17 protein-coding genes are annotated in these 17,109 nt (G+C 67.2%); 9 read left to right on the forward strand and 8 right to left on the reverse strand.

All coding sequences use genetic code 11. From position 1 onward, the window contains the following. Together OHA70_RS16580 and OHA70_RS16585 are read left to right on the forward strand one after the other, a co-directional pair. Positions 1-1,413, forward strand: coding sequence for an aromatic amino acid lyase (locus OHA70_RS16580; protein WP_328333450.1), 1,413 nt, complete (start codon positions 1-3; stop codon positions 1,411-1,413). A gap of 85 nt (positions 1,414-1,498) precedes the next feature. Next, positions 1,499-2,281, forward strand: coding sequence for a YsnF/AvaK domain-containing protein (locus OHA70_RS16585; protein ID WP_328333452.1), 783 nt, complete (start codon positions 1,499-1,501; stop codon positions 2,279-2,281). A gap of 284 nt (positions 2,282-2,565) precedes the next feature. On the opposite strand, the gene OHA70_RS16590 is transcribed toward OHA70_RS16585, so the two are convergent. From OHA70_RS16590 to OHA70_RS16615, 6 genes are read right to left on the reverse strand one after another with little or no spacing between them, the layout of a single operon-like run. Continuing rightward, a complete protein-coding gene (locus OHA70_RS16590) occupies positions 2,566-3,333 on the reverse strand; it encodes a polysaccharide lyase family 7 protein (protein ID WP_328333454.1) in 768 nt (255 codons plus the stop codon). A 46-nt stretch (positions 3,334-3,379) separates the two neighbouring features. Beyond that, positions 3,380-4,342, reverse strand: a complete 963-nt coding sequence (locus OHA70_RS16595) for a D-2-hydroxyacid dehydrogenase (protein WP_328333456.1) — start codon at positions 4,340-4,342, stop codon at positions 3,380-3,382. Continuing rightward, positions 4,339-5,328, reverse strand: coding sequence for a hydroxyacid dehydrogenase (locus OHA70_RS16600; RefSeq protein WP_328333458.1), 990 nt, complete (start codon positions 5,326-5,328; stop codon positions 4,339-4,341). Before OHA70_RS16600 ends, OHA70_RS16595 begins: the two co-directional genes overlap by 4 nt. Continuing rightward, positions 5,328-6,458, reverse strand: coding sequence for a hypothetical protein (locus OHA70_RS16605; protein WP_328333460.1), 1,131 nt, complete (start codon positions 6,456-6,458; stop codon positions 5,328-5,330). The genes OHA70_RS16600 and OHA70_RS16605 overlap by 1 nt, the downstream gene beginning before the upstream one ends. A gap of 8 nt (positions 6,459-6,466) precedes the next feature. Next, on the reverse strand, positions 6,467-7,732 hold the full coding sequence (locus OHA70_RS16610; protein ID WP_328333462.1) for a glucarate dehydratase family protein: 1,266 nt from the start codon (positions 7,730-7,732) through the stop codon (positions 6,467-6,469). After that, entirely contained in the window at positions 7,729-8,607 is an 879-nt protein-coding gene (locus OHA70_RS16615) for a 5-dehydro-4-deoxyglucarate dehydratase (RefSeq protein WP_328333464.1), read from the reverse strand. Before OHA70_RS16615 ends, OHA70_RS16610 begins: the two co-directional genes overlap by 4 nt. A gap of 152 nt (positions 8,608-8,759) precedes the next feature. On the opposite strand from OHA70_RS16615, the gene OHA70_RS16620 reads away from it, so the two are divergent. The 5 genes from OHA70_RS16620 (at position 8,760) to OHA70_RS16640 (ending at position 12,909) form a co-directional block, all read left to right on the forward strand. Beyond that, entirely contained in the window at positions 8,760-9,773 is a 1,014-nt protein-coding gene (locus OHA70_RS16620) for a LacI family DNA-binding transcriptional regulator (RefSeq protein ID WP_328333466.1), read from the forward strand. Between the two features lie 4 nt (positions 9,774-9,777). Further along, a complete protein-coding gene (locus OHA70_RS16625; RefSeq protein WP_328333468.1) occupies positions 9,778-10,827 on the forward strand; it encodes a hypothetical protein in 1,050 nt (349 codons plus the stop codon). Beyond that, positions 10,828-11,454, forward strand: coding sequence for an FMN-binding negative transcriptional regulator (locus tag OHA70_RS16630; RefSeq protein ID WP_328333470.1), 627 nt, complete (start codon positions 10,828-10,830; stop codon positions 11,452-11,454). A gap of 150 nt (positions 11,455-11,604) precedes the next feature. After that, complete coding sequence (locus OHA70_RS16635) at positions 11,605-12,246, forward strand: hypothetical protein (RefSeq protein WP_328333472.1); 642 nt, start codon at positions 11,605-11,607, stop codon at positions 12,244-12,246. Positions 12,247-12,351: 105 nt separating this feature from the next. Continuing rightward, positions 12,352-12,909 carry a dihydrofolate reductase family protein gene (locus tag OHA70_RS16640; RefSeq protein ID WP_328333474.1) on the forward strand — a complete coding sequence of 186 codons (558 nt, stop codon included), beginning with the start codon at positions 12,352-12,354 and terminating at the stop codon, positions 12,907-12,909. On the opposite strand, the gene OHA70_RS16645 is transcribed toward OHA70_RS16640, so the two are convergent. Both OHA70_RS16645 and OHA70_RS16650 read right to left on the reverse strand, forming a co-directional pair. After that, positions 12,906-14,054, reverse strand: a complete 1,149-nt coding sequence (locus tag OHA70_RS16645) for an NAD(P)/FAD-dependent oxidoreductase (protein ID WP_328333476.1) — start codon at positions 14,052-14,054, stop codon at positions 12,906-12,908. The two genes, OHA70_RS16640 and OHA70_RS16645, sit on opposite strands and share 4 nt — an antisense overlap. Continuing rightward, complete coding sequence (locus tag OHA70_RS16650; protein ID WP_328333478.1) at positions 14,054-15,598, reverse strand: aldehyde dehydrogenase family protein; 1,545 nt, start codon at positions 15,596-15,598, stop codon at positions 14,054-14,056. The genes OHA70_RS16645 and OHA70_RS16650 overlap by 1 nt, the downstream gene beginning before the upstream one ends. A 293-nt stretch (positions 15,599-15,891) precedes the next feature. Here OHA70_RS16650 and OHA70_RS16655 point away from each other — a divergent pair, with 293 nt between their 5' ends. Then, a complete protein-coding gene (locus OHA70_RS16655) occupies positions 15,892-16,470 on the forward strand; it encodes a hypothetical protein (RefSeq protein WP_328333480.1) in 579 nt (192 codons plus the stop codon). A 73-nt stretch (positions 16,471-16,543) separates the two neighbouring features. Beyond that, complete coding sequence (locus tag OHA70_RS16660) at positions 16,544-17,032, forward strand: J-domain-containing protein (protein ID WP_328333482.1); 489 nt, start codon at positions 16,544-16,546, stop codon at positions 17,030-17,032. Positions 17,033-17,109: the final 77 nt, after the last annotated feature.

Raw genomic sequence — 17,109 nt, forward strand, 5'->3', positions numbered from 1 at the left:
ATGCTGATCGATTCGGCCGCCGACCTCACTCTCGACCACGTCCTGTCCTCCGATCCTCTGGAACTCTCACCCGACCTCCTCACCCGCCTCGCCACCACCCGCGAAGCAGTCCTCACGGCCCTGGCGACCGGCGCCCCCGTCTACGGCGTCAACACCGGCATGGGCGCCATGAGCAAAATCCGCCTCACCTCCGACGAACAAAGCATCCACCAACACAACCTCCTCCTAGCCCGAGCCGCCGGCGGCGCCCCCTGGCTGCCCCCACTCGAGGCACGAGCCGTAGTAATCGCCCGCCTGAAAACCCTCCTGACCGGCGACGCCGGCGTCTCTCCTGAGCTGTGCCAACAACTAGTAGCCCTGCTGAACAGCGGCCTGGTTCCCGCCATCCCCTCCTCCGGCGCCGGCTCAGCCGGCGAAATCATCCCCCTAGCCCACGCCTTCGGCCCGTTGGTCGGCATCGGCTCACTGCTTGAGGGCGGCGCCGTAGTACCGGCAGAGGGAAAGCTGCCTGCGTTTGAGCTTGGGTCAAAGGAAGGGATCTCTTTGCTGGCTGGGATTCCGGGGGCTACTGGAAGGGCTTGGTTGCAGGTTGGGATTGCCTGGCAGCTTGTGGAGAAGCTGACCCTGGTTGCTGCTGGGGCGATTGCGGTGGTGGGGGCCAACCGCGATCCGTACAACGTCTTGTGTGGAAGGGGGGATGAGCTGCTGGCTGGAGAGTTGGCGCGGGTGCTGGATGCGGCTGGGCCTGAGGAGGAGCCGCGGAGTTTGCAGGCGCCGGTTTCGTTTCGGGTGGTGGGGCAGGTTAATGCGCAGGTGCGGCGGGCGGTTGGGCGGCTGGAGGAGGCTGTGGAGCGGGGGTTTGTGGGGGTGACGGACTCGCCGGCGTTTATTGGTGGGGAGTTTGTTGGTACTGCGGGATTCCATGGGATTGATCTGGCGGCGCACTGCGACCAGCTGGTGGCCGCGTTGGCGCATGCGGCTGAGGTTTCGACGGCTCGGATTCATCGGTTGCTGGATCCGGCGGTGACCGGGTTGCCGGCGCAGTTGGCGGCTGAGCCGGGGCCGCAAGCTGGGTTGGTGACTGTGCACAAGAGAGCCGTTGCCACCAGCCACTATCTGCGCAGGCTGGCGATGCCGTCGGCGGTTGGTGCGCTCGAGACGTCCAACGGGCAGGAGGATGTGCAGAGCTTCAGTTGGGAGGCGGTCGGCGTACTCGCTGAAGCGGTTCGGTTGACGCGTGAGGTGACGGCGTGCGAGTTGCTCGCGGTGCATCAGGCCTTCGCGTTGTCGAAACGTCCTGTCCCAGAAGGGTTACAGGGTCTTCTCGGTGAGGTCGCGAACGTAGTACCGCCGATCGTCGCTGACCGCCCGTTCGGCGTTGATATCGCCAACCTGCTCGAACACATCGTCTGACTACTCCTTGTTTGTTGATCGTCGCTCCGGGTACTCGGCGGTGGACGGCAGTTGCCGAAGACAACGAGAACGGGGATGGTTTCCGATGAGCACCACGCAGGAGCTGGAACGGGCGATGGGGCAGGACGTATATGACGTCGAGGGCCACAAGGTCGGCACGGCGTCCCACCTCTACGCCTCCGATGTGTCCGGGGCGCCCGAGTGGGTGACGGTGAAGACCGGGCTGTTCGGCAGCAAGGAATCCTTTGTCCCGTTGACGGGTGCGCACACCGAGCAGGACGGGCTGCACGTCGGCGCCCACAAGGACGTGATCAAGGACGCCCCGCGGATCGACGACAACGGGCACCTGTCCGAGGCGGAGGCCGCTGAGCTCTACCGCCACTACAACCTGCAGACCGGTACGCCGGGCATGAACGGCCAGCCGGGGATGGACGGGCAGAACGCGAAGCATGCCCAGGGCAAGGACAGCATGGGCAAGGATGCACGGCAGGGTATGGCCGGTCAGGAGTCGATGATCCGGTCCGAGGAGCAGTTGCGCGCGGGCACCGAGACGGTTGAGACCGGTCGGGTGCGGTTGCAGAAGCATGTGGTGACCGAGGAGCAGCAGATCACTGTCCCGGTCAGCCATGAGGAGGTTCGCGTGGTCCGGGAGCCGATGACCGGCACTGAGCCTGGTACCGGCAAGATCCAGGAGGACGAGCGCGAGGTGGTCCTGCACGAGGAACGCCCGGTCGTCGCCAAGGAGACGGTCGCCGTCGAGCGCGTCGGCCTGGAGACCGAGACGGTCCACGAGGAGACGCAGATCAAGGACACCGTCCGCAAGGAACAGATCGAAGTAGACGACACCACCAACCCCCGCAAGCACTAACTCCACCTCACCGGCGCTGCAGCCCCCGTGGGGCTGCAGCGCCGGGTTGTGTGGGCAGGGCCGACCGCCGGGTTGTGTGGGCCGGGCCCACGTGCGCTGTGGGTGGGGGAGCGCCGTGGGGTGTGCTGAGGCTGGTGTGGGTGGGGCGCACACGTGTGGGGTGGGTGCGGGCCACCGGGAGGTAGTCGGGCTCCCGGTGGCGCACTGTCCTAGTTGTGACGAGAGGCTGGACGACGTCCGGCTACTGCCGACCGTCGACCGTAGGTCGGCGGTCGGTGTGGTGGTTAGCTGTGGCTTACCGACAGGCCGTAGATGGTGGTTTGGCCGTAGTTGGTGGTGTTGCAGGGGGTGGAGTTGTCGCAGTTGGCTTGGGTGTAGACGCCCGCCTTGAAGTAGCCGGTGGTGAAGATGACGGGGATCGTCGTTTGCAGGACGCCGTTGTAGTAGGCCTTGATCGAGCCGTTGCTGACCACGAACTTCGCCTGGAAGCGGGTGCCGAGGACATAGTTGCTGTTGACGAGTTTGTAGTGGGTGTCGTTGTCGCGGGTGACGTACAGCGCCTTGCCGTCGAGGCGGAAGGTGGAGCGGTCGTTGCCGTCGTGGATCTGGCCGGAGACCACCTGCGGCTTGGTGTTCGGCAGGTGGTTGATCGCTTCGTCGATCACCATCGTGTGCGTGCCCACGTTCGACGACCAGATCGCCTCGGTGGTGCCGTCGGTCTTCATCTCGCGCAGCTCGGAGCGCGCGTAGGTGGTGTTCGGCGTCTTCACACCGTTCACCGCATTGCGGAACTGCACACCTTCACACGACGTCGTCGGCTTGAACCACGGCGACAGCACATAGGTGTTCAGCCGCGGCCGGGTCACCTGCAGCACCTGGGTACCGGACTGCGCCGGGTCGTCGATCGGCAACTGCACCTTCCAGCGCGTCAGATCCAGAACCTGCGCCGGATAAGTACAAGCAGCCTGTACTGCGGACGCCGCGCCGGCGGTCAGCAGGGCAGCGCTCGCGACGACAGTGGACACAAGAGCAAGGGGGCGGATACCACGCATGGTCGAACTCCTTCGGGGGCGGAAGTAGAGCTATCTGGTGTTCCTCTCAGAACCACTTCGACTTGTCGACGACATTGATCAAGGGGTCACCGGCAACAAACCGCCGGGCGTTCTCCAGCAGTACGGCGAACCGCCGCTCCGCCTCATGAGGCCCGACTCCAGCGACATGCGGAGAGATCAGTACTTCGGGACGCCGCCACAACGGATGCCCCGCCGGCAACGGCTCGACCTCGAACACGTCAAGCGCCGCCCCACGCAACTGACCAGCCGACAGCGCCGCATCGAGCGCGTCGAGCTGAACGGTCGGCCCGCGACCCACGTTGACGAAGAACGCCGACGCCTTGAACAGCTTGAGCCGCTGCGCGTCGATCATCCCCTCGGTATCCGGCGTGTGCGGCACAGTCAGGATCACCAAGTCGGCACCAGGTAACTGCTCATCCAACGCCTCAACCGGCAGCACCTCAGCAAACCCAGGCCGATCACCGGGACGCACATCGATCCCGGTCACCCGAGCGCCGAAGGCGTGAAGCAGCCGCCCGATCTCAGTGCCCAGAGCACCGACCCCGACAACCAGAGCCGTCGCCTCCGACAAGGAGACGATCGCCTCCGGATCCCAGTCTGGATTCCACACAGCAGCCTGTTGATCGCGGACATAGCGTGGCAATCCACGGCACAACGCCAGTACCAAGGCCATCGTGTGCGTCGCGACGTGATCGGTGTACGTATCGCGCATGTTTGTGACGACCACCGGATGCGCGACCAGCTCCGGATAGTAGAACCCAGGCGGCGGCCCAGCCTGCTGCGCCTGCAACCACCTCAGCCGAGTGGTTGCCGCCAGCAACTCAACGGGCAGTACGCCGTACGCCGCATCCGCCGTCCGCAGCGCCTCAGCCGCGTCCTCCACGTTAGGCCGCAACACCGTCAGCCCAGGCACCGATGACATCAGCCGCTCGGCCCAGTCCGCAGTACTGTCTCGCTGCGGCGGCACCATCACCAAGGTCGGACTCATGCGGACTTCGCCTGCCCAGCCTCGAAGATCTCGTGCTCCAACGGCTCACCGGCGACATAACTCGCCAGCTCCGAAGCCATCAACTGCCCCTGCCGCCGACGCTCGGTGTTCAGCGTGCCGGCCAGGTGAGGCGTCACCACGATGTTCGCCGCCGAGAACAACGGCGACCCCGGCAACGGCGGCTCCGGATCCGTCACGTCCAGTACGGCGAAAAGATCCGCGCGCTCCCGCAACACCGCGACCAAAGCATCCTCGTCGATCAACGCTCCCCGCGCGGTATTGATCAACGTCGCATCGTGCTTCATCGACGACAGCAGCGCAGTACTGACCACCTCGCGCGTCTCGTCCAGCACCGGCGCATGCAGGGAGACCACATCGGAGGTAGCGAACAGCTCCTCCAGCGACACCAGCCGAACACCCAGAGCCGACGCGACAGCAGGGTTGACATACGGGTCATAGGCCTGCAAAACGAGGTCATGCCGAGCCAGCAGCCGCGCAGTCGCCTGCCCGGTCGCCCCGAGCGACATCAACCCGACCACCGACCCTGCCGCACCCGGCTCATTCGTCGCCCTAGGCAATGACCTGGCGCCGAAGCGAGCACCCAGCACATACCGCCAGCCGTGCTTCAACGCGTAGAGCACCTGAGCAAGCGTGAACTCGGCAACCGACGCAGCGATGACCGAGTTGGCCGTCGTCACCCGGACATCTCGCGCCCACGACTCAGGCGTGACGATCGACCGCACCGACCCGGCGCCGTACAACACCAAGGCGAGCCGCGGCGCGGCCTCCAGCAACTCAGGCGTGAGCCGCGGCCCGCCCCAAGCGGTGACGATCACGTCAACGTCGGCCAGCAACGATGGCGTCAGCTCAGCCGAAGCGAGCGGTGGGGCGACGATCCGGATCTGCTTCTCAAGAGCGGCACGTTCCTGGTCGCCATAGACATCAGGAAAGCGAGCGAGGTCCATCACATAAAGCCCGTTGAGCATCAGGACACCTCCTGGACCGCAGCACGGATAGCCGCCAACCGCGCGGGCGACGCCAGCCCGGCGTGGTAGTACCGGACCTCCGACGCCCCCGCCGCAACAAGTCGCGCCACCAGCCCAGGCAACTCGGACGGCCGCTCGCCCAGAGCGTTGACATTGGCAACCAACGGTACGCCGGTACGCGTCCCAGCAGCCTTCATCCGAGAGATCGCCGCCTCCTCATCGTCCCAACACTTCAACACAAAAGCCGCCACCTCGACCCCGTTCAACTCGACCCCGACATCCGGCCCCGTCACCTGCGGATCATCCGTTGCCATCAGCAACACATCGCGCCCGTCGGCCAAACCACCAGCCTCCCGGACCAGCCCGCCGATCACCGACCGCCGATGCCGATAGATCTCCAAAGCCCGCTCAGCACCAATCGCGTCGGCCAATCCAGCGCCCGCGTGAGTCCCTTCTTGCAGTTCTCGATCAACAACCGCCCTGATGTCGGCCGCAAGCTCCCCAACATCCAAGGCCAGCGACGCAGCGCAAGCCGGGCAGAGGCAGATCGACAGCAGATCCCGGGCACAGGCGGAGAGATCCGCGCCCGACGTCTTCTCATGCTGACTCGCATGCTCGAACCCGAGCCACCCACAAGCCTCCAGCACCAACGCCGGCACGTCGTACTGCTCGCAAATCTCCTGCACGATCGTCAGCGCGTAATCGTGGACGGCCGGCTGCGCCGGGCAGAGCGCATAGCTGAACACCTCGTCGTAGGCATTGCGCACCGCCAACGAAGGCTCAGAACGCCCGAGCACCGACGAATGGGTGAGCACCACCCAGGCCTCGGTCCGAAGCCCGGCGGCGGCGAGCGCGGCGGACGCAGTACCGAAGCGGTCTTCGTCGTCGACTCCCCAAGTGGGAGCCAGCGGGCGTAGACCTCGCCAGCGTTCCGGCCGCAGACGGAAGTACGCGGCAGCGTGGTCCGCGTGCACCACGCGATGCGATGGATGCCAGGCCGTCGTCGCGCGGACCGAGTGATAGGCCGCCTGCAGCGTCACGGTGTCGATGCCGAGATCCGCGAAGCGGGCGGCCGCGGCGGGATCGCCGACCAGATCCCAGGTGTAGGCGAACGCGCCATGCCTCACCATCGCGGGCCCTACCATCTCGGAATGGCCGGATTCCAATCCGGCTGGATCGCACGCATCGGCGTGACGTCGTCCCGAGTGTCGAAACCACACTTCTCATACTGCTCAGCGAGCCGGCCCAGCGAATCCAGATCCAGCTCGACCCCCAGCCCCGGTCCGGTCGGCACCTTCACGGCACCGTCCGCGAAGTTCAGCACCCCAGGCTCGACGACATCCTCCACCAGATACGGGTAGTGCGTGTCGCAGTCGTAGGTCAGCTCCGGTGTCGCGCCGGCCAGGTGGGTCATTGCGGCGAGGCTGATGCCGAGATGCGAGTTCGAGTGCATCGACAGGCCGATCCCGAAGGTCCGGCAGATCGCGGCCAGCTCGCGCGACCGGCGCAGTCCACCCCAGAAGTGATGGTCGGACAGGATCACCTGGACGGCGTCGACCCGGATCGCCGGCGGCAGATGACTGAAGGCGGTCACGCACATGTTGGTGGCCAGCGGCATCGAAACCTCGCGCGCCACCGCGGCCATACCGTCGATCGTCGCGGTCGGATCCTCGAGATACTCCAGTACGCCATCAAGCTTCTTGCCGACGGCAACACTGGTCTCCACAGTCCAACCTGCGTTGGGATCCAGGCGTAGCGGATGATCCGGGAAGACCTCGCGCAGTGCGAGGATGACCTCGGCCTCCTCAAGAGGCGGGAGCACACCGCCCTTGAGCTTCAGCGACTTGAAGCCGTACTCCGAGACCAGCCGGCGAGCCTGGGAAACGATGCCTGAAGCATCCATCGCCTCACCCCAACTGTCCGGCTCGTAGTCCGGCGGCGGAGTGTGCGTGGCGGGCTTGAAGAACAGATAGCCGCTGTACGGTACGGCGTCGCGCACTTGCCCGCCGAGCAACTCCACCAGCGGGCGGCCGAGTGCCTTGCCCTGCAGATCCCAGCAGGCGATCTCGAAGGCCGACAACACTGTCGCGAGCGTCTTCTCGTCACTCGCCTCGCCTACCAGCCCGTGGTTCGCTAGTCCGGCGGCCGAACCGAGCGCCTCGCTGACGATCCGCTCCAGCCCGTTGAGGTCGAAGGGGTCCAGCCCGGCCAGTCGGGGCGCCACCTGGCGCAGCTTGGTCAGTACCGCCAGATCGCCGTATGTCTCGCCGAGTCCGGTGAGGCCTTCGTCGGTACGGACCTGCAGGATCGAGCGCAGCGCGTAGGGCTGGTGCAGGCCCTGGATGTTGCGCAGTGGCGGGTCCTTCATGGCGATCGGCGTGATGACGACATCGGTGATCTTCATGCGACAGCCTTCTTCCGGACGAGCGTCAGACCTTGCTCCAGCAGGTGATCCAACTCTTCCAGGTGTTCGGGTAGCGGATCCGTCAGCGGCGACCGGACCGAGCCGACGTCGGTCAAGCGCCTCCGGACGGCGGCCTTGACCAGCGAAACGGCGTACCCGGCACCCTTGTCCCGCAGCTTGACCAGGGGAAGGTAGAAGGCGGCTAGCAGCTCGTCGAGACCTGCCTCATAGGCATGCGCGATCTCCGGGGCGAAACAGTGCACGGCCGACGAATAGGCCTTCACGCCGATCGCGGCGTACGAGCGTGCGGTCACCTCGGCCGTCGGAAGCCCGTTGAAATAGGTCAGGTTCGGCGCGGCCGCCATGATCCGCTGCAGCAGGTCGAGGTCGCCGAAGCCGTCCTTGAAGCCGATCACGCCGGGGATCCGGGCAAGCTCGGCCGCGCTGTCGGCGGTGAAGATCGCGTTGTCGCGCTGATAGGCGATCAATGGCAGGCCGGCCGTCGCCGCGAGGCCGCGGAAATGGTCGAGCAGTCCCTGCTGTGACGGCTTGATCAGATACGGCGGTAAGACGAGCAGGCCGTCCGCACCTGCTTCGCGTGCGGCAGCGGCGTACTGGCGGGCTATCGCGGTTCCGTAGCCGGTACCGGCGAAGACGGGCAGCGCGCCGGCTGCCTCTTCTACTGCGGCGCGGACCGCGGCGGCGTACTCGTCGAGGGTGAGCGAGAAGAACTCACCGGTCCCGCAGGCGGCGAAGAGCGCGGCCGGCCGCGCGTCGATCTGGTGCCGCAGATGCTCGCGGTAGGCGCCGAGCGCGAGTGCTCCGTCGGCGTCGAAGGCGGTGACGGGGAACGACGAGAGTCGGTCGAGCTGCATGGGAAGCCCTCTCGGTAAGCGTTTGCCATCGGACCTTAGTCCGGCGCCGCGCCGCTGACAAGACCTGGCCTGAAAGCGGTTTCTCAGCCTTTGGTTGCGGAATGCCTCGTACTGCGCGACGCTGTGCAAGCGTTTTCTCGAAGGAGGGTTGCGTGCAGAACCGCCCGGGCCGCGCCCCGCGGATCACGATCAGCGACGTCAGTACGGCGGCCAACGTCTCGGCCGCGACCGTCTCGCGCGTCCTGAACGGCACCGCCAAGGTCGATCCGCAGCTCGTCGAGCGCGTGCACGACGCCGTCCGCGAGCTCGGCTACCGCCCGAACGCCGCCGCCCAAGGTCTGGCCCGCGGCGAGTGGGGCACCATCGGCGTCCTCGTCCCGGACCTCGCGAACCCGTACTTCCCTGAGGTACTCAAGGCCGTCTCGGCCGTCGCCCGCGCCCACGGCCGCCGGATGATGGTGATGGAGTCCGACGAGGATCCCGCGCTCGAGTACGAGCTGGTCGAGGACCTGATGCGCTGCTGCGACGGCGTACTGCTCGCCTCGCCACGGATGCCACGCGCAGAGCTGGTCGAGCTGCTCGGCCGCGACCATCCGATGGTGCTGTTCAACCGGGTGGTCGCCGGTGCGCGAGTGCCGTCCATCTCGGTCGACTTCACCGCTGGGATGACCCAGGTCTGTGGACATCTCGCGCAGCTCGGGCACCGACGGGCGGCGTATCTGGGCGGACCGCCGGCCTCATGGGGCAACGACGAGCGTGTCCGCGCCTTCGAGGCCGCCCGAGCATTCGGGCTTGAGGTGACGGTGGTCGAGTGCGGCGGGTCCACCAGCCAGGCCGGGTACGACGCGGTCGCGGCGGTGCTCAAATCGGACGCGACGGCGGTACTGGCCTACAACGATCTCGTCGCGCTCGGGGCGATCGCGCGACTGCGGGAGCTGGGCGTCGGCGTACCGGATGAGCTGTCGGTGATCGGGTTCGACGACATCTCGCTGGATCGGGTCGCGCACTCGAATCTGACCACCGCGTCGGTACCGCGGGACGAGTGCGGGCGACGGGCCGGGGAGATGCTGGAACGGTTGCTGGTCAACGACTACGACGACGAGCCGTTGTACCTGCCGATGACGCTGCAGATCCGCGACACGAGCGGTCCGCCCGCCGTACGGTAGGCGCATGAACTCGCTGCCGCCCGAGCCGCTGCCCGCGCCCGAGGCCTTCAACGAAACCGCGCCCGCGCTGGCGTCCGTACCGACGGATGGCGCCGGTGAGCAGGCGGCCGCGCGCTATCCCGATCTCTACCAGGCGGCCACCAACGGACCCGCGACGTTCCGGCACCTCGTCCAGGCGCACCAGCTCGCGGCATCGACCGATCAGCTGGCCTGCGATGCGGGCAACTGGTTGATCCCAGCGCTGTCGCAGAAGTTCAGTGAAGCGCATGGCGGAATCGAGAAGGAGTACTACTGCAGCGAGGTGGTCGGCGGTTGCCTGCTGGCCAAGGACCGCGCGGTCTACTCGATCCTCAACTCGCCGCCGCCCGAGCTGGTGGATTCGGAGATCGCCTGCAAGGTGGTCGCGAAGGAAGCGCTCTACGGCCTGCAGGGCAAGGGCGTCGTGCAGCAGCTCGAGGAGGCGACCGACCACGCGTACTCCGGGCTGACCCGGGTGATGGTCGCGGCCGACCTGGTCGCCGGCGGTGGGACTCCCGAGGAGGTCGCGGCGTCGATCGCGGCCGCGAAGAACGAGGTCTCGGTGGTGAAGGCGCGGGTCGAGGTGCTGCTGCAACGGCAGGCGCGGCTCGAGTACTTCCAGGGTGTGCTCGGCGGGATCGTACCGACGTTCCTGCTGGTCATCCTGTTCGGCCTGGCCGCCAATGCCTGGTGGCGCAGCTCGCTGGTGCCGTCGGCGTTGGTCGCGGCGATCGCGATGTCGGCGCTCGGCGCGACGATCAGCGTGATCCAGCGGATGTCCAAGGGGTCGCTCGTGATCGACCACAGTTCGTCCCGCTGGCAACGCACGATGCTCGGCGCGTTCCGGCCGGGGGTGGGCGCGATCTTCGGGTCGCTGGCCTACTTCACCTTGCTGGCCGGGGCTTTGGCCGGTGGAGCCGCTGTGAGCACTCCCGGTTCGGTGGCTGTCTTCGGGCTGACCGGATTCGCGGCTGGCTTCAGCGAGCGGTTCGCCACTGACATGCTCGATCAGGCCAGCAAGTTGATTGCCAAGTAGATGTACGTTCCCAAGCATTTCGCGGCGGACGAGTCCGCAGTACGGGATCTGCTGGTGGGTCATGGCGCCGGCGACCTGATCACCAGTACTGCGGACGGCCTGCTGGCGACGTTGTTGCCGTTCATCTACGACCCCTCCGTCGGTGAGCAGGGCGCGTTGCTCGGGCATCTCGCGCGCAACAACCCGCAGTGGAAGACGCCGGTACTAGGGGAGGCGCTGGCCATCATCACCGGGCCGGACGCGTACATCTCGCCCTCGGCGTATGCCTCGAAACAGGAGAACGGGCGGGTCGTACCGACCTGGAACTACGTGATAGCCCACGTCTATGGCGAGCTGGTGATTCACGACGATCCGGCATGGCTGGATGGGCTCGTCCGGCGGCTGACCGAGAAGCACGAGGCCCAGTTCGCCGAGCAGTGGTCGGTGGACGATGCGCCGGAGGCGTATGTCAGCGGGCAGTTGCGCGCGATCGTAGGCGTCGAGCTGGTGATCAGCCGGATCGAGGCGAAGGCGAAACTCAGCCAGAACCGGTCCGGCGCCGATATCGACGGGGTGGTTTCCTCGCTCGAGGCGCGGGGCGACCTGGCGTCCGCTGAGGCGGTCCGCGCGGCGAAGCCGGAGAAATAAAGGCGACATGCCGATCGGGTAGTAGCTTGTCGACGGGTTGTGTCGTTGGGGAGACGTACGGGCCGAGGTGGATCGCGGACCGGGCCGTTGGTTGAGCCTGGCGATCGTCTAGCCTGGGGCGGGTTTTCAGTCGGCGACGTGGAGGATTGAGTGAAGCGGTTCGTAGTACCGCCGACCTGGCCGACGCCGCCCCGCCGTAGCTGGATGCCACCCAAGACCTGGCGTCCCGACCCGTCCTGGCCGGCCGCGCCCGACGACTGGAAGTTCTGGATCGACGGCAAGGGCAACGCTGTCCGCGGCCCCGTCGGCCGGTACGGCGGTCCCTCGCAGCGGGTGGTGGCGCTGGGCTCTGTCGGCCTGGTGCTGTTCCTGGCGGTGAACTTCTGGGCGTTGTCCGCGATCGGGTTGTTCGACGGCGGACCGTCGGACTCACAGGCGCTGCCGGCGCCCGACGATCGCAGTACGACGCCGTCGGTGCAGCCGAGCACTCCGCCGAAGACGACCACGACGGCCGAGACCTCCGCGCCGCCGCCGGTCGTGAAGACGACCCGGCCGCCGACGACTCCGACGCCCACCAAGACGAAGACGACGACGAAGAAGCGTCAACGCGAGGACAGCAACCCGACGCCGACGAAGCCGCCGACCACCAAACCGACGACGGCCAAGCCGACCCGCCACACCCCGAGCCGGCGGCCGACCCGCGAAGAGATCATCCAGGCGTACTGCACCGCCCAGGGCTACGACGCCGCCTGGTGCGACCCGGACAACTGGCCCGACTCCGACGGTCCCTGAGTCCTCGGGCGACTCGCCTTGGCGTGACCGTGTCGACGGGACGCGCAAGCATGGCCTGAGATGCCGCGCTGGGGCCGAGGCGGTGGGTCAGCGAGGAGGCTTGTGATGCGGGAACTGACGGTCGACATGTTCAGCACCCTGGACGGGTACGGCGGCGGCGGGCCGCAGTCGGCACCGTACTGGGGGTATGGCGGCCCGGGACTGGACGCGTGGATCGAGCGGCAACTCGCGACCGAGCACGTCATGGTGATGGGTGCCACGACGTACCGGACGATGGCCGAGATCGTTCAGCAGGACGAGGATCCGAGCTTCGCGCGGATGGCCGAGCTGCCCAAGGTGGTCTTCTCCAAGACGCTGACCGCACCGCTCAGTTGGCCGAACACGACGGTGATCAGCGAGCCGATCGAGACCGCGATCCCCGAGTTGAAGGCGCTCGATGACCTGCCGATGCGCACGATCGGTAGTGCCACGCTGATCCGCAGCCTGTTCGAGCACGACCTGGTCGACCGCGTCCGGGTGATGGTCTTCCCGACGCTGCACGGCAGTACCGGCGAAGGTCCGGTCTTCGCGGGCCTCCCCGACGTGACGCTGGACCTGGTCGGCACCGAAACCGTCGACGACCGCCTGGTCCTGCTCGACTACCGCGTCGGGAAGCGCCTCTAGACGATGTTCTGTTCGGCGCGCAGGCCCGAGGTCTGGAAGCGGGTGGCGTCGAGTGGAGAGATGTCCACGAAGGGTTGGCGGGCGAGGTACAGGTCTCGGATGATCTCGCCGATCGCTGGGCCTTGGAGGAAGCCGTGGCCGGAGAAGCCGGTGGCGTAGAGGAAACGGCTGATGTCGGGGGACTCGCCGATCAGGGCGTTGTGGTCGGGGGTGTTCTCGTACAGGCCGGCCCAGCCGCTGGCCAGGCCTGCGTCCAGTAGTGACGGCGCTCTTTGCTCCATGGCGGCTGTCAGTCGGGGGAGCCAGGAATCGGTGCGGTTGAGGTGGAAGCCGGGTTCTTCCTCGGGGTCGGACATGCCGACCAGGAGGCCGGGACCTTCGCCGTGGAAGTAGAAGGTGCTGCTGAAGTCGATGGTCATCGGCATGTCGCGTGGCAGGCCGGGAATCGCTTCTGTCACGACGATCTGACGACGCAACGGTGTCACCGGGAGGTCAACGCCGACCATCGCCGCGAGTGGTGCGGACCAGGCGCCGGCCGCGCAGATGACGGTCGACGTGGCGACCGTGCCGCGGCTCGTCCGGACCGCGCGGATCTCGTTGCCGACCGCATCGATCCCGGTGACCTCGCAGTTGGTGACCAGCCGGGCGCCGAGTCTGCGGGCAGCGGTGGCGTAGCCGAGTACGACGGACTCCGGCGTACAGTGCCCGTCGTTGGGGGAGAAACAGGCGGCGACCAGGCCGTCGGGCGAGAGGATCGGCGCGAGCCGGACCGCCTCGTCGACGTCGAGCATCCGGGTCGGCTGGCCGGCCGCGTTCTGCAGCCGGGTGCTCTCCTCGAACAGCTCGACCTGCTCGTTTGTGGAGAGCAGGAACAGGTAGCCGACCTGATGCAGGTCGATCTCCTGCCCGGGCCGCTGGCCGAACCGGGCGAACGCCTCCAGGCTGCGCGCGCCGAGCGCGATGTTCAGCTCGTCGGAGAAGTTCGCCCGGATGCCACCGGCCGCCTTCGAGGTCGACCCCGACCCGAGCTCGTGCTGCTCCAGCAGCAGGACGTCGGTGATACCGGCCTCGGCGAGGTGAAAGGCGATACTCGTGCCCATCACCCCGCCGCCGACGATGACGACCTCAGCGCGTGCCGGCAGCATTACGGCAGCAAGAAGTCGTAGTCCGCCTCAACCGTGACGGTGTCCATCTGTGCTCTCTGCAGCTTGCCGGAGTAGTCCCAGTTCAGCGACTGCCAGCGGGTGAACTGGTCGAGCACCCAGATTCCGCTCTGCCGCGAGCCGTTGCCCGACTTGCCGTTGCCGCCGAACGGCAGATGCGCCTCGGCGCCGGAGGTCGAGTTGTTGACGCTGACCATGCCCGCCGAGATGCCCTGGGCGAACCGGAACGCCTTGTTCGGATCGGTGGTGTAGATCGAGCTGGACAGCCCGTACCCAGACTTGTTGCCCAGAGCAATCGCTTCGTCGAGGGTCCGGTACGTCGTGATGCCGACGATCGGCCCGAACGTCTCGTTCAGGAACAACTCGTCGTCCGGCTGGACCTGGTCGACGATCACCGGGTGGTAGAACAGGCCCTTGGCGGGATCGCCGACGAAGCCCTCGCGCGGATTGTCCGCGCCGACCCGGCCGGTGGAGCCGATCACGGTGTGGTGGGCGCTGATCCAGCCGAGCGACTTCTCGAATCCGGCGGCGAACTTCTCGTCCAGCAACGGCCCGAACAGCACGTCCTGGGTCGGGTCGCCCATCGCGGCCTCCCGGACGGCTTTGCTGAAACGGGTCACGAACTCGTCGTGCACCGACTCGTGCACGATCACCGTTCCCAGTGAGGTGCAGCGCTGGCCCGCAGTACCGAAGCCGGAGAAGAGGGCGCCTTCGACGGCCAGGTCGAGTTCCGCGTCCTCGGTGATCACCATCGGGTTCTTGCCGCCGAGCTCGAGGCAGGGCGTCTGGAGATGGCGGCCGCAGAGTTCGCCGATCCGAGTACCGACCTCGCTCGACCCGGTGAAGCCGACCTTGTCGATCAGCCCGGCCTGCAACGACTGCTCCAGCCCGGTGAAGGTGTCCGGCCCATCGGCGTACACGAGATTGAAGACCCCGGCCGGTACGCCGGAATGCGCGAAGATCTCGTAGAACGCCTCGGAGACGACCGCGGAGTACTCCGCCGGCTTCCAGACGACCGTGTTGCCGCAGAGCAGCGCGGGCACGATGTACCAGGACGGGACCGCGACCGGGAAGTTGCCGGCCGAGATGACCGCGACCGCGCCGACCGGGCGGCGGAAGGTGAACAGCTGCTTGTCGGGCATCTCCGACGGCACGGTCTGGCCGTAGAGCCGGCGGCCCTCGCCGATGAAGAAGTCGCAGGTGTCGATGATCTCCTGCACCTCGCCGAGCGCCTCCGCGAGCGGCTTGCCGATCTCCCGGGTGACGAGCGCGGCGAGCCGGTCCTTGTTGGCGGTCATCAGCCGGCCGACGTTCGCGATCACCTGACCACGCTGCGGCGCGGGGAGTGCCGCCCACCCCGGCTGTGCGTCCTTCGCTGCCTGAGCGGCCCGGACGAACACCTCCGGCCCGGCGGACCCGATGGTGCCGACCACGTCGGCGGTATCCGCCGGATTGGTCGACGGCGCGGTCCGTACCGGCCCCTGCACCCGCTCCCCGTTGACCACGGACAAGATCACAGACGACACAGGTGGGTCCTCTCGCTCGACGCTTCCGGTGCCCCCCACCCTCAGCCATCCCGCCCCACTTGCCAACCCCACCCCGCGCGCCCACCCCGCCGCCCCCGCGCCCCGCCGCCCCCGCCCGCCGCCCGCGCCCGCCGCCCCCGCCCCGCTGCCGCGCCCTCAGCGGGCCCGTGGGCCACTTTGTGCTCCACCTGAGTGAATCGGTGCCCGGGAAATGCTCAGGTCGTGCACAAAGTGCGGGGTTGGGGTCGGGTGGCGGAGGGGACTGGGTGGGGATGGCGTGTGAGAGTGCTGGGGTGAGTCTGAGTGATGAAGAGATCGCCGGGATGTCGCCGACGGAGCGGCGGGAGTTGATCCGGCGGCTGTTGCCTGAGTCGCCGCTGGTTCCGCAGCGGCGGATGCTTCAGCGGCTCCGGAAGTGGCGGCTGCTGCTCCTGGTGCTCTGCGTCGCGGTGCTGGTGCCGTGGACCGTGTACCTGGGCGTCACGCTGCCGAGCCGGTACGTCGCCCGGCACTGGGTGGCGACCTGGGTCGGCTTCGACATTCTGCTGATGGTGATGCTGACGGCTACCGCGATCGCGGGTTGGCGGCGTCGGCAGCTCGTGTTCCCGACGGCGTTCGCGTCCGGCGTCCTGCTGATCTGTGACGCCTGGTTCGACGTGATGACGAGTCAGCCGGGGGCAGACCTGATCCAGGCTGTGCTCAGCGCGCTGGTGATCGAGCTTCCGCTGGCGATCGTGTTCATCGCCGGGCCGCTGAGGTTGATGCGGATCGTGGCGACCCGGCACGGGCTGGTCGAGCCGGGCACCCGGATGTGGCGGGTCCCGATCCCGTTGCCGGAGCTCTGGGCCGATCGGACGGTGCCGAAGGGGTGAGGCTTGTGAACGTAATCACAAGCCGGTAAACTCCGTCGTACAGCAACCAAGTCGGAGTTGACTGGAGGCGTACATGACGGAGCGCAAACCGCCCGGGATGAAGACCCAGGACTGGGTCGAGGCGCAGATCAAGCAGGCGCAGGCGCGCGGTGAGTTCGACGATCTGGCCGGCACGGGCAAGCCGCTGGCCAAGCTCGCGGACCCGCACGATCCGGACTGGTGGGTGAAGGACTTCATCCGCCGGGAGAAGATCGAGACCGACGCCCTGCTCCCACCGTCGGTGCAACTCCGCAAGGAGAAGCAGGCGCTGCAGGACAAGCTCGCGGTACTACGCACTGAAGCCGAGGCCCGCGACTACCTCCAGGACCTCAATCGCCGCATCCTGATCCAGATCCGCGACGCCACCGGCGTAGTCGTCCCTGTCGGGCCCGTCGACGAAGACGAAATGCTCGCCGAATGGCACAAAGGTCACGAGGCCCGCCAAGCAGCCCGAGCCAAAGCCCGCGAATCCGAACCACCCCCGCAGCCGAAGCGCAGCATCTGGCAACGCATCTTCAGCTAACCCGCACCCCCCGGCACCCGGCCCGCCGCAAAGGCGCCCCGTATGCGCCTCCCCATCCGCGCAATTTCGGGGGTTAA

Origin of the sequence: Kribbella sp. NBC_00382 (assembly GCF_036067295.1) — a bacterium.
In the GTDB taxonomy this organism is placed as follows: Bacteria; Actinomycetota; Actinomycetes; order Propionibacteriales; family Kribbellaceae; genus Kribbella.